Origin of the sequence: Amycolatopsis kentuckyensis, from assembly GCF_041679295.1 — a bacterium.
GTDB classification, from domain to species: Bacteria; Actinomycetota; Actinomycetes; order Mycobacteriales; family Pseudonocardiaceae; genus Amycolatopsis; species Amycolatopsis kentuckyensis_A.
Genome location: NZ_JBGDMD010000005.1, coordinates 460053 through 474165, shown reverse-complemented (window position 1 = coordinate 474165; position 14113 = coordinate 460053). Strand labels below are relative to the sequence as shown.

At 73.5% G+C, this 14113-nt stretch carries 1 protein-coding gene; it reads right to left on the bottom strand.

The window, feature by feature from the left end; all coding sequences use genetic code 11:
- Positions 1 to 47 precede the first annotated feature (47 nt).
- Positions 48 to 13373, bottom strand: coding sequence for a type I polyketide synthase (locus ACERZO_RS23110; protein ID WP_444843225.1), 13326 nt, complete (start codon positions 13371 to 13373; stop codon positions 48 to 50).
- Positions 13374 to 14113: the final 740 nt, after the last annotated feature.

The window sequence follows — 14113 nt, the reverse complement described above, 5'->3', positions numbered from 1 at the left end:
CAGCGCCCTCGCCTGTGGTTCTCGTGCGGTTTACCGGCGCCGCGTCGTCACGACCTGCCGAGCTCCCGGTGGATGAAGTCGAAAATTTCGTCGTCCGTCGCGGCTTCGAGCTGATGGGCGACCCGCGGCCGGCCGTCGGGCGCCCGCGCTTCCCCCAGCTTGTCCAGCATGGTCCGAAGGCGGCTGGTGATTTGACCAAAGGCGGCATCCTCTGGGGAAACCCCTGAAACCAGCGTTTCGATCCGGTCGAGCTCGGTCAGCAGCGAGACTTCTTCGCCGACCAGCGCCGCGAGCAAGAAGCCGGCCAGCGCCGACGGCGTCGGGTGGTCGAAGACGAGGGTGGCGGGCAGCTTCAGCCCGGTCGCCGCGCGCAGCCGGTTGCGCAGCTCCACCCCGGTCAGGGAGTCGAAGCCGAGCTCCTTGAACGGCCGCTGCGCGTCGATCTCGCCGGCGCCCGCGTGCCCGAGCACCCGGGCGATGGCGTCGCGGACGTGGTCGAGGACCACGCGCTCCTGCTCGACCGGCGGCAGGCCGGTCAGCCGTCCCGGGAACGACTCCGGTGTCGCCTCCGGTTCGGCCCGCTGGGCTTCGAGGGCCCGGCGGACCGCGGGCAGGTCGTCGAGCAGCGGCCGCGGCCGCGCGGCGGTGAACCCGCGCACGAACCGGTCCCAGTCGACGTCGGCGACGGTGAGCACGGTTTCGTCGTTGTCGAGCACCTGTCCCAGCGCGAGCAGCGCCCGCTCCGGCGGCATCGCGCCGACGCCCCGGCGGCGCAGGTGTTCCTCGGCGTCGTGGTCGCCCGCCATCCCCGCGCCCCGCCAGGCGCCCCACGCGACCGAGGTCGCGGTGAGCCCGCGGTCCCGGCGGCGCTGGGCAAGCGCGTCGAGGAACGCGTTGCCCGCCGCGTAGGCGCCCTGGCCGCCACTGCCCCAGACGCCGGCGTTGGAGGAGAACAGGACGAACGCGTCGACGTCGTCCAGGAGCTCGTCGAGGTGGGTGGCGCCGTCGACCTTGGCCGCCACCACCTCGGCGAGCTCGGCGACTTCGGTGTCGTCGAGCGCGGTGCCCTGGACGATCCCGGCCGCGTGGAACACGGCCCGGACCGGCGTGCCCGCGTCGGCCAGGCCGTCGAGCAGCGTCTTTACGGCCGCGCGGTCGGCGACGTCGCAGGCGGCGATCGTCGTCTCGGTGCCGAGTGCGGCCAGTTCGTCGCGGAGTTCGGCCGCACCGGGCGCCGCTTCGCCGCGCCGGCTGGTGAGCACCAGCCGGTCCGCGCCCCGGCCGGCGAGCCAGCGGGCGACGTGTGCGCCGACCCCGCCGGTGCCGCCGGTGATGAGCACGGTCCCGGACGGTCGCCAGTCGCGGACCGCCGCGGCGTCGCCGAGCGGGGCCGGTACCAGGCGGCGGGTGAGCACCCCGGACGACCGGACGGCGACCTGGTCCTCGTCGCCGGCCGCGGCCAGGATCCCGGCCAGCCGGCGCCGGTCGCGCTCGTCCGCGGTCTCGGGCAGGTCGACCAGGCCGCCCCAGCGGTCGGCGTGTTCCAGGCCGACGACCCGGCCGAGGCCCCAGATCTGGGCCTGGCCGGCGTCGGTGATCACCTCGCCGCGGCCGGTGGCGACCGCGCCCGCCGTGGCGAGCCACAGCGGCGCGGTGATCCCGGCGTCGCCGAGGGCCTGGGTCAGGAGCAGGGTGTTCGCGACGCCGCGCTGCCCGGCCGGGTCGAGTGCCAGCAGGGAGAGCACGCCGTCGACCGGACCGAGGTCGACCAGGCGCTTGCCGAGCGTGGCGCGGTCGGTGTCGCCGACGGTCACCGGGACCACGGACTCGAAGAGCTGCGGCGCCGCGTCGAGCCAGGGGTGCTCGCCGCCTTCCGGCGTGACGACCAGCCAGGTACCGGTGAGCGACCGTTCGGGTGTTTCGAGGGGTTTCCAGACGATCCGGTAGCGCCAGCCATCCACAGTGGACTGTTCGACGCGGGTGCGTCGCCAGGACGCGAGCGCGGGCAGGACGTCACCGAGCGGTTCCGGCGCGATCGCGAGGGTGCCGGCGAGCGACGTCACGTCCTCGCGGTCCACCGCCGCCCAGAACTGCTCGTCGAGCGGGCTCCCGGCCGGCGCCGTGGGCTGCGCGGGCTTCGGCCAGTAGCGCCGGTGCTGGAACGGGTAGGTGGGCAGGCTGATCGTCGGCGCCTGCGGGACGAACGCCGACCAGTCGACGGCATGCCCTTGCGTCCACAGCTCGGCGACCGAGGCCAGGAAGCGGCGCGGGTCGCCTTCGCCGCGGCGCAGCGTCCCGACGACCACGCCGGGCGTGTCGTCGAGGGTTTCCTGGATCGCGCTGAGCAGCACCGGGTGGGCGCTGACCTCGACGAAGAACCGGTGTCCGCGCTCGATGAGCGTGCGGGTGGTGTCGAGGAAGCGGACCGGCTCGCGCAGGTTCCGGTACCAGTAGTCCCCGTCGAGGGTGGCGGTGTCGACCGGTTCGGCGGTCACCGCGGAGTGGAACGGGATGTCGCCGGTGCGCGGCCGCAGGTCCGCGAGGGCGGTTCGGAGTTCGTCTCGGATGCCCTCGACGTGGACCGAGTGGGAGGCGTAGTCGACCGGGATGCGCCGGGCTCGGATGTCGTTGTCCGTGCAGTGGGCGATCAGCTCGTCCAGGGCGGCCGGGTCGCCGCACACCACCGTCGATGTCGGGCTGTTGTAGGCCGCGATCGCGACCCCGTCGGGCAACAGGTCCGCGACGTGGCCGGCGCCGAGCGCGACCGAGGCCATGCCGCCGTGGCCCGCGAGCCCGGCGGCGATCGCCTTGCTGCGCAGTGCGACGACCTTGGCACCGTCCTCGAGGGACAGTCCACCCGCGACGACCGCGGCCGCGATCTCGCCCTGGGAGTGCCCGGCGACGGCGTGGAGTTCGACGCCGGCCGAGCGCCACAGCGCGGCCAGTGACACCATCACGGCCCAGGACGCGGGCTGGACGACGTCGACCCGTTCGAGGGCCGCCGCGTCGCTCAGGACGTCGGTCAGGGACCAGTCCACGTACGGTTCCAGTGCGGCGGCGCACTCGGCGAGCCGGTCGGCGAAGACGGGCTCGTCGAGCAGGCCGATGGCCATGCCCGCCCACTGCGCACCCTGGCCGGGGAAGACGAACACCGTCTCGCCCGCGGCCCCGGCGGTCCCGGTGACCACGGACGACCCGGGCGCGTCGGCGGCCAGCTCGCGCAGGCCATCGCGGTGGTCGGCGAGGACGACCGCCCGGTGCTCGAAGGCCGAACGGGTGCTCACCAGCGACCACGCGACCTCGGCGTCGTCCCCGGACACCTCGACCAGCGCGGCCGCCCGGTCCCGAACCGCGGCTGCCGACCGACCCGACAGCACCCACGGCACCGGCCCAGAGCGCCCCAATGTGGCCTTCGGTGCGTCAGACGCACCGAAGGCCGCCTTGGGTGCGTCAGACGCAACCAAGGCCACATTGGGGTGCTCTGGCGACTGCTCGACGATGATGTGCGCGTTCGTTCCGCTGACGCCGAACGACGAGATCCCGGCGCGTCGCGGACCTTCGCGCTCAGGCCACGGCCGTGCCTCGGTCAGCAGGGAGACCGCGCCGCTGTCCCAGTCGACGTGCCGGGACGGCTCGCCGACGTGCAGCGTGGCCGGCAGCACGCCGTGGCGGATGGCCAGCACCATCTTGATCACGCCGGCGACCCCGGCCGCGGCCTGCGTGTGCCCGACGTTGGACTTGATCGAGCCCAGCCACAACGGCTCTTCGCGGTCCCGGCCATACGTCGCCAGCAGCGCCTGAGCCTCGATCGGGTCACCCAGGGTCGTCCCGGTTCCGTGTGCCTCGACGGCGTCCACATCGGACGGTTCCAGGCCCGCGTTCGCCAGCGCCGCCCGGATGACCCGCTGCTGCGACGGTCCGTTCGGCGCGGTGAGGCCGTTGGACGCGCCGTCCTGGTTGACCGCGGATCCTCGTACCACCGCCAGCACCGGGTGGCCGAGGCGGCGCGCGTCGGAAAGCCGTTCGACGAGCACGACGCCGACGCCTTCGCCCCAGCCGGTGCCGTCGGCCTCGTCGGCGAAAGCCTTGCACCGGCCGTCCGGTGCCAGCCCGCGCTGGCGGCTGAACTCGACGAACAAGCCGGGCGTGGACATGATCGTCACGCCGCCGGCCAACGCCAGGGAGCATTCGCCCGACCGCAGCGACTGGGCGGCCAGGTGCAGCGCGACCAGCGACGACGAGCACGCCGTGTCGACCGTCATCGCCGGGCCTTCCAGGCCGAGCTCGTAGGCGATCCGTCCGGAAAGGACACTGCCCGCGCTGCCGGTGGCGAGGTAGCCGTCGACGCTCTCCTCGCCGAAGTGCAGGGCCGCGGTGTAGTCCTGCCCGTTGGTCCCGGCGAACACGCCGACGGGCGCGCCGCGCACCGACAGCGGGTCGATGCCCGCCTGCTCCAAGGCTTCCCAGGACGCTTCCAGCAGGAGCCGTTGCTGCGGGTCCATGGCCAGCGCCTCGCGGGGCGAGATCCCGAAGAACTCGGCGTCGAACTGATCGGCGCCGGTCAGGAACCCGCCTTCGCGGACATACGTCGTCCCGGCGTGGTCGGGATCGGGGTCGTAGAGCGCGGCGGTGTCCCAGCCACGGTCGGCCGGGAACTCCGTGACGGCGTCGCGGCCCTCGGCGAGCAGGGCCCAGAGTTCGTCCGGGTTGCGCACCTCGCCGGGGAAGCGGCAGCTCATCCCGACGATGGCGATCGGCTCGTCGGTGTTCCGGGCCACCGCTGCCGGCGCTTCGTCGACCGCGCCCAGCAGCTCCGCGCGGAGGTACGCCGCCAGCGCGGTCGCGGTCGGGTAGTCGAACGCGAGCGTCGCCGGGAGCCGCAGCCCGGTGGCCGTGTCGAGGCGGTTGCGCAGCTCGACCGCGGTCAGCGAGTCGAACCCCAGCTCCTTGAAGGTCCGGCCGGCCGGGACGTCGTCGGCCGAGCGGTGGCCGAGCGCGGACGCCACCTGCTCGCGCACCACCTTCAACAGCAGCTTCTCCGCGTCCGCCGTGGTGGCGAGCTTGTCCTTCAGGGAATCCGTGGCCGCCGCGGGCCGGACTTCGGGGAGGCCGGCGAGCAGCGGACGCGGGCGGTGCGCGGTGAGCGCGGCCGCGAACCGGTCCCAGTCGACGTCCGCCACGGTGACGGCCGCGCCGCCGCTCTCGACCGCGGCCCGCAGCGCGGCGATCGCCCGGTCGGGCCGTAGCGGGACGAGCCCGGTGCGGCCGAGGTGCTCCTCGGCGGCCGCCGCCGTGGCCATCCCGCCGTCGGCCCACGGTCCCCACGCGATCGACGTCGCCACCAGCCCCTGGGCTCGGCGTTGCTCGGCGAGCGCGTCGAGGAAGGCGTTCGCGGCCGCGTAGTTGGCCTGCCCCGCCGCACCGAAGGTGCCCGCGCAGGAGGAGAACAGGACGAACGCGGCCAGAGGGTGCCCGGCGGTCAGTTCGTGCAGGTTCCGGGCCGCGCCGGCCTTCGCGTCGACGACCTCGGCGAGCCGTTCCGGGGTGAGGGCTTCGAGCACGCCGTCGGCCAGCACCCCGGCGATGTGCACGACGGCGGTCAGCTCACCGACGGCGTCCAGGGTGGCAGCGAGCGCCGCGCGGTCGGTGACGTCGCAGGCCAGGACGTCGACCCGGGCGCCGAGCGCGGTCAGCTCTTCGCGCAGGTCGGCCGCACCGGGAGCGTCGGGGCCGCGGCGGCTGGTCAGGACGAGGTGCTCCGCCCCGGCGCCGGCCAGCCAGCGGGCGACGTGCCGGCCGAGCGCGCCGGTACCGCCGGTGACCAGGACGGTGCCACTCGGCTGCCACGACGTCACCGGCCGGGCCACGCGGCGGGTCAACCGGCGGGCCAGCACCGTGGATCCGCGGAGGGCGACTTCGTCTTCGCCGGTCGCGCCGCTGAGGACCGTGCGGAGGCGGACCAGCACGGCTTCGTCGACGTCGGCGGGTAGGTCGACGAGGCCGCCCCAGCGGTGCGGGTGTTCCAGGGCGACGGTGCGTCCGAGCCCCCAGACCATCGCCTGCGCCGGATCCGGCGCGTCGCCATCGGCCGCCGCGACCGCGCCGCGGGTGACGCACCACAGCGGTGCGTCGATCCCCGCGGCCCCGAGGGCTTGGGCCAGCGCGAGCTGACCTTCGACGTCCAAAGCAGACACGACTCCGGCAAGATCCCGGCCGCGCAGCAGCCCGGCGAGATCGTCGTCGGGGGTGACTTCGAGGACGTCGTCGAGGAGATGCAGGCCGGCGCCCGCGGGTACTACCGCGAGCCAGTTTCCGGGCAGCGTGACCTCGCCCGGGTCGGCGACGGCCTGCCAGGTGATTTCGTACTCCCCGACCGGGGCCTGACGGCGCGTCGACCCGGCCTCCAGCCAGAAGCGGGTGCGCTGGAACGGGTAGGTCGGCAAGGCGACCGCGCGAGGAACGTACCCCGGGTGCGCCGCGCGCAGGACCGCGGTCCAGTCGACGGTGTGCCCGCGGGTGTGCGCGTCGGCCAGTGCGGTGAGCAGGCTGCGGTACTCGTCGCGGTCCTTGCGCAGCACGGGCGCCGACGGGAAGCCGGCGAGCGCCGAGAGCACGCCGTCCGGGCCGAGTTCGAGTGCCCGCGTGACGCCGAGTCCGGCGAGGGTCTCGGTGGCGTCGGCGAACCGGACGGTCTCGCGGACCTGGCGGACCCAGTAGTCCGGGCTCAGCAGCTCGTCCCCGGCGACGCGACCGGACACAGTGGACACGATCGGGAGGTTCGGCGCGGTGTAGGTAAGTCCACCGGCCACGCGCGCGAACTCCGCCAGCATCGGGTCCATCGCCGCCGAGTGGAACGCGTGCGAGACGGCCAGCCGGCGGACCTTGCGGCCCAGTCCCGCGAAGTGCCGCTCGACCGCGTCGACGTCACCCGAAACCACCACGGCTTCGGGTCCGTTCACCGCGGCCAGGCTCACGCCGTCGCCCAGCAGGGCGGTGACCTCGGCCTCGGTGGCCTGCACGGCCAGCATCGCGCCCCCGGCGGCAAGCGCCTGCATCAGGCCCGCGCGCGCGGCCACCAGCCGGCACGCGTCCGCGAGGGACAGCACGCCGGCGACGTGCGCCGCGGCCAGCTCGCCGATCGAGTGCCCGGCCACGTAATCCGGGAGCACGCCCCAGGACTCCAGCAGCCGGAACAACGCCACCTCGACGGCGAACAACGCGGGCTGGGTGTAGCCCGTCCGGTCGAGGAGTTCGGCATCGCCGACGACGACCTCGCGCAGCGGACGGTCCAACTCTGCGTCAAGGTGCACGCACACCGCGTCGAAAGCCTCGGCGAACACAGGGAACCGCTCGTACAGCTCCGCGCCCATCCCGATCCGCTGCGAACCCTGGCCGGAGAACAGGAAGGCCGTCTTCCCGGGCTCGGCCGGGACGAGCGGAGTCGAGTCGAGGTCGTCGCCCAGCAGCACAGTCCGATACTCGAACGTCGAACGCGCGGCCAGTGCGAACGCGATGTCCAGGCGGTCGCCGTCGACGGTCGTGAGTCCACGCGCCGCGTCGCGGACGGCCTGCTCGGTCCGTCCCGACAGGACCCACGGCACCACGCCTGATTCGGGGGCACTGTGGACAGTGGGAACCGCCGGCGGTTCCTCGATGATGACGTGCGCGTTGGTGCCGCTGACCCCGAACGAGGACACTCCGGCGCGGCGCGGCCGGTCGCCGGACGGCCACGGCTGGGCCTCGGTCAGCAGCCGGACCTCGCCCGTCGTCCAGTCCACCCGGGTCGACGGCTGGTCGACGTGGAGGGTTTTCGGCAGCGTCCTCTCGCGCATCGAGAGGACCATCTTGAGCACGCCCACGACACCGGACGCCGCCTGCGTGTGCCCCACGTTCGACTTCACCGAGCCGAGCCACAGCGGCTGCTCGCGGTCCCGGCCGTAGGTTTCCAGCAGCGCCTGGGCCTCGATCGGGTCGCCCAGGCTCGTGCCCGTCCCGTGCGCCTCGACGGCGTCCACATCGGACGGTGTGAGGCCCGCGTTCGCCAGTGCCGCGCGGATCACGCGCTGCTGGGACGGGCCGTTCGGGGCGCTCAGGCCGTTGGACGCGCCGTCCTGGTTCATCGCCGAACCGCGCAGCAGCGCCAGCACCGGGTGGCCGAGCCGCCGCGCGTCCGACAAGCGCTCGACCAGGACCAGGGCGGCGCCCTCGCCCCAGCCCGTGCCGTCGGCCGCGTCGGCGAAGGCCTTGCAGCGGCCGTCGCCGGCCAGGCCGCCCTGCCTGCCGAACTCCTGGAACGCGCCCGGCGTCGCCATCACCGTGACGCCGCCCGCGATCGCCATCGACGACTCGCCGGAGCGGACCGACTGCGCGGCCAGGTGCAGCGCGACCAGCGACGACGAGCACGCCGTGTCGACGGTGACCGCCGGGCCTTCGAGGCCGAGCACATAGGACACCCGGCCGGACACGACGGCACCGGCGTTCCCGGTGAGCAGGTGCCCTTCGACCTCCTCGGGCGCTTCGGTGTGGCCGGTCGCGTAGCCCTGGGTGCCGCAGCCGACGAACACTCCGGCGGCGCTGCCGCGCAACGAGCGCGGGTCGATGCCGGCGCGTTCGAAGACCTCCCAGGCGCTTTCCAGCAGCAGCCGCTGCTGCGGGTCCATGGCCAGGGCTTCCCGGGGTGAGATGCCGAAGAAGGCCGCGTCGAACTCGTCGGCGTCGTGGACGAACCCGCCGACGCCCCTCACCTCGTCGAGTTCCCAGCCGCGGTTGACCGGGAACGGCGTCAGGCCTTCGGCGCCGGCCGCGACGAGGTTCCACAGGTCGTCCGGCGACCGCACGTCCCCGGGCAGGCGGCAGGCCATCGACACGATGGCGATCGGGTCGTCGGTGTCCACCCGGGACACGAGCTGCTCGGCCGCCACGGGGCCGGCGTCGATCAGCTCGTGCCCCAGCCGCGCGGCGAGCCGCCGCGGGTCCGGGTGGTCGAACAGCACGACGGCGGGCAGCTTGAGCCCGGTCGCCGCGACGAGCCGGTTGCGCACCTCGAGGGCGATCAGCGAGTCGACGCCCAGATCGCGGAAGGCCCGGTCGGGCTCGACCGAGCCGGGACCAGGATAGCCCAGCACCGCGGCCGTCTCGGCGCGGACGAGGTCGAGCAGCGCCTCGGCCCGCGCGGCCTCGCTCAGCCCGGAAAGGTAGTGCTGAGCCGGGGAATCCGGGGTCGTGGTTTCGTCGAGGACCCGGCGGACCTCGGGCAGCTCGTCGAGCAGCGGCCGGGGGCGGGCGGCGGTGAAGGCGGGGGCGAACCGCGCCCAGTCCATGTCCGCGACGGACAGGAAGGTCTCGTCGGCTTCGAGGGCCTGCCGCAGCACCGTGAGGGCGAGCGCGGGGTCCATGGCGCGGACACCGCGGCGGCGCAGCTGCTCGCCCGAGGCGTCGCCGGTCATGCCCGGTCCGGCCCACGCACCCCACGCCACGGACGTCGCGGGCAGGCCGCGGTCGCGGCGGTGCTGCGCGAGGGCGTCGAGGTGGGCGTTGGCCGCGGCGTAGGCGGCTTGGCCGCCGCCGCCCCAGACGCCGGCGTTCGAGGAGAACAGGACGAACGCGTCGACGTCGTCGAGGAGTTCGTCGAGGTTCCGCGCGCCGTCGACCTTCGCGCGCAGCGTCTCGGCGACCTCGGCGCGGTCGAGGTCGGCCAGCGCGGCCGAGCGGCCCACCCCGGCGGCATGCACGACGACGCGGGGTTCGATGTCGGCCAGCAGGGCGGCCAAGGCGTCCCGATCGGCGACGTCGCAGGCAGCGACGGTCACCTCGACGCCGAGCGCGGTCAGCTCGTCGCGCAGCTCGGCGGCGCCGACCGCGGCGAGTCCTCGGCGGCTGGTCAGGACGACCTGTTCGGCGCCGGCCGCGGCGAGCCAGCGGGCGACGTGGGCGCCGAGCGCGCCGGTGCCGCCGGTGACCAGCGCGGTCCCGCTGGTCCGCCACTCCCCTCGCGGCGCACCGGCCGGAGCGGGGACCAGGCGGCGGACCAGCACCCCGGCCGCGCGGATCGCGACCTGGTCTTCTTTCGCGTCGGCGAGTACCCGGGCCAGGCGGGCGAGCGCGCGGTCGTCGAGCGTTTCGGGCAGGTCGACGAGCCCGCCCCAGCGGTCCGGGTGCTCCAGCGCCACGACCCGGCCCAGGCCCCAGACCTGCGCCTGGTCCGGGCTGGTCAGTCGGTCGGAGCGGCCGGTGGAGACGGCGCCGCGGGTCAGCAGCCAGAGCGGCGCGGTCTCGATGGCTCGAGCCAGCTCGATGGTGGCGCAGAGGCCGTCATCGGCGAAGGCCAGCAGGGACAGGACGCCGGTGATGCCGTCGGTGGGTAGGTCCGGGAGCGGGGCGCCCGGTTCGACCGTCAGCAGGACTGGCTCGGCGCCGTGCGCGGCCAGGCCCTCGACGAGATCATCAGCCGGGTGACCGGCGGGGGCGACGACCAGCCAGCGGCCGGTGAGGTCCGCTTGCGGCTTCGTGGGCCGCCAGGTGATCCGGTACCGCCAATTGTCCACAACGGACTGTTCGTGACGGCGCTTGCGGTACTGGGTAAGGGCCGGCAGGACATCGGTGAGCGTTGTCGCGTCGACGTCGAGGGAACCGGCGAGCGTTTCGGCGTCGCCACTGTCCACAGCGGACCAGAAGTCGTCGTCGGCCGCGGCCGCCTTTTGGGCCGGAGTCAGCCAGTAGCGTTCGCGCTGGAACGGGTAAGTGGGCAAGTCGACTGGACGGGCGCCCGGGAAGAGGGCGGCCCAGTCGACGACGGCGCCGCGCGTCCACAGTTCGGCCAGGGACGCCAGGAAGCGCGACAGGCCGCCGTCGCCTCGGCGCAGCGATCCGACGACGACCGGCTCATCCAGGGTCTCCTGGACCGCTGCAGCGAGGACGGGGTGGGCGCTGACCTCGACGAACGTCGTGTACCCCGCCTCGGCCAGGCCGCGCACGGCCGTGTCGAACAAGACGGTTCGGCGCAGGTTCCGGTACCAGTAGCCGGCGTCCATGGGGCCGGCCCAGTCGCCGAGCACCGAGGAGTAGACCGGGATTGTGGCTTCGCGCGGGGTGATCGGGGTGAGTGCGGCCAGGAGGTCGTCCTCGATGGCCTCGACGTGCGCCGAGTGTGACGCGTAGTCAACCGGGATGCGGCGGGCACGGATGCCTTCGGCTGCGCAGATTTCGATGAGTTCGTCGAGCGCCTCCGGCTCGCCGGACAGCACGACCGAGCCGGGGCTGTTGACCGCCGCTATGCCGATCCGGCCGTCCAACCGCGTGGCGATCTCGGCCTCCGGCAACGCCACCGATGCCATTCCGCCCTTGCCCGCCAGTTTTTCGGCGATGAGCTTGCTTCTGAGCGTTACCACGCGGGCACCGTCCTCAAGAGACAGTGCGCCCGCGACGACGGCAGCGGCGATCTCGCCCTGTGAGTGCCCGACGACCGCGCCGGGGCGAACGCCCGCCGACTGCCAGAGCGCGGCCAGGGAAACCATCACGGCCCAGGAGGCCGGCTGCACGACGTCGACCCGCTCCAAGGCCTCGGCGTCGCCCAGGATGTCGGTCAGGTTCCAGTCCACATGGGACTTCAGTGCCGTCTCGCACTCGACCAGGCGGGCGGCGAAGACCGGGGACTGCTCGAAGAGGCCGACGGCCATGCCGACCCATTGGGCGCCCTGGCCCGGGAAGACGAAGGCGGTCTTGCCCGGCGGTGCGGCGACGCCCCGGACCACCTCGGCCGAGGGTGTCGCCTCCGCGAGCGCGTCCAGGCCGTGGATCAGATCCTCGAGGGTATCCCCGACCACGGCCGCGCGGTGTTCCCAGGCGGTGCGGGTAGCCAGGGTCAGGCCGACGTCTTGTGGCTCGTCTTTCACGGTCTTGCGCAGCAGGTCGGCCTGGGCCTGGAGGGCGTCGGCGGTGCGGGCGGACAGCAACCACGTTGTCGGGCCTTGCGGTGCTTCGGATTGCTCCGGCGCGGGCTCGGCTGCTTCCAGGACGACGTGGGCGTTGGTGCCGCCGACGCCGAACGACGAGACGCCGGCGCGTCGGGGCCCGCCGGTCTCGGGCCAGAGGGTGTGCTGGGTCAGGAGTTCGATCGAACCGCGTGTCCAATCGACCTGCGTGGACGGCTCGGCGACGTGCAGGGTGCGCGGCAGTTCGCCGTGCTGCAGGGCCAGGACCATCTTCATGACCCCGGCCACGCCGGCGGCGGCCTGGGTGTGCCCGATGTTGGACTTGATGGAACCCAGGCGGAGGGGGTGCTCGCGGTCGCGGCCGTAGGTGGCCAGGAGGGCTTGCGCCTCGATCGGGTCACCGAGGGTGGTGCCGGTTCCGTGCGCTTCGACGGCGTCCACTTCGGACGGTTTGAGACCTGCGTTGGCCAGCGCGGCGCGGATGACTCGTTGCTGGGACAGGCCGTTGGGGGCGGTGAGGCCGTTGGAGGCGCCGTCGGAGTTGACGGCGGACCCGCGCAGGACGGCGAGCACCGGGTGGCCGTTCTGGCGTGCGTCGGAAAGCCGTTCGACGAGCAGCAGGCCGGCGCCTTCGCCCCAGCCGGTGCCGTCGGCGGTGTCGGCGAACGACCGGCACCGCCCGGACGCGGAAACCCCGCCCTGGCTGGTGAATTCGACGAAGACGGCGGGCGTCGCCATGACGGTGACGCCGCCGGCGAGCGCCATCGAGCACTCGCCCGCGCGCAGGGCCTGCACGGCGAGGTGCAGCGCGACGAGCGACGACGAGCAGGCGGTGTCGACGGTGACGGTGGGGCCTTCGAGGCCGAAGGTGTAGGCGAGCCGGCCGGAGGCGACCGAGACGGCGCTGCCGGTGAGGAGGTGGCCGCGGACCTCGTCGGGGAGGGCGTCGAGGTCGGTGGAGCCGTAGGCCTGGTTGCTGCAGCCGATGAAGACGCCGGTGTCGCTGGCTTTCAGTTCGTCCCGGTTCAGGCCGGCGCGTTCGAAGGTTTCCCAGGCGACTTCGAGCAGGAGGCGTTGCTGCGGGTCCATCGCGAGTGCTTCGCGGGGTGAGATGCCGAAGAAGCCGGGGTCGAAGTCGGCGGCGTGGTCGAGGAAGCCACCCTCGGCGGTGTTGCTGCCGGCGAGTTCGTCGGCGGTCCAGTCGCGGTCGGCGGGGAAGCTGCCGATGGCATCGCTGCCGTTCTTCAGGAGGTCCCAGAGCTGGTCGGGGCCGGCGACCCCGCCCGGGAAGCGGCAGCCCATGGCGACGACGGCGATGGGTTCGGTGGCGGCTTTGGTGAGCCGGTCGTTTTGTTCGCGCAGCCGCTTGTTGTCCCGCAAGGACGCCCGGAGCGCTTCGACGACCTTGTCCTTGTCGTTGCCCTTGTCCGCAGACAGTGCCACCAGGTACCTCCGGGTTCACGGCGTGGTCGCTTCGAGTGAACCTCATGCGGGACCCGCAAAACCCTAGAGTCGGGGGTTGGGAGGTAGGTTGCCCACAGGGCGGGGTGGTTGTGGACAACTGGGCTCGTGGGTCGCTTTTTCCGGCTGGTTCGTCGGGGGTGGGCGGTACGCTGGAGCGGGGTCAGCCCCCAGGGACGGGTGGGGTTTGGTCTGTGGGGCGGGGGGGCGGCCCGCAGGGCGGGGTTCCGGCAAAGTCGGGTGGGGCGATGCTCCACCCGGCACCACCGCCCGCGGAACGCCGGGCCGAAGAGGCACTTCGGCGGGATGCCGAGCTTCGGCGGTCGTGAATGACTCGTTCATCGCATCCGGCGAGGTGAACGACTCGTTCATGACGTCGCCGGCCCCCGGACCGGCCGCGCCGATCCGACTATGCCGGGACCCTGACGTCGGACGCGATGAACGACTCGTTCATGCCATCCGCCAACCGCCGCCTGAACGACTGCCACCGTCTCGCCACGCCACATAGGCCGACGCCAAAGGCGAGAGGCCCCCGAGAACAGGCACCGACGAGGACCCAGACTCCCCCGCACCCCGATCCGAAGCCAGAACACGGCCGGCAGCGCCGGGTCAAGGCATCTTTCCCGCCTTGACGCGGTGTTGCCGGCCGTAGTCACCATGACAGCTTCGGGGTGCCGGAAGGCGCTTTGACAGGACAGCTGCCCCCGCCCCACCTCACGCGA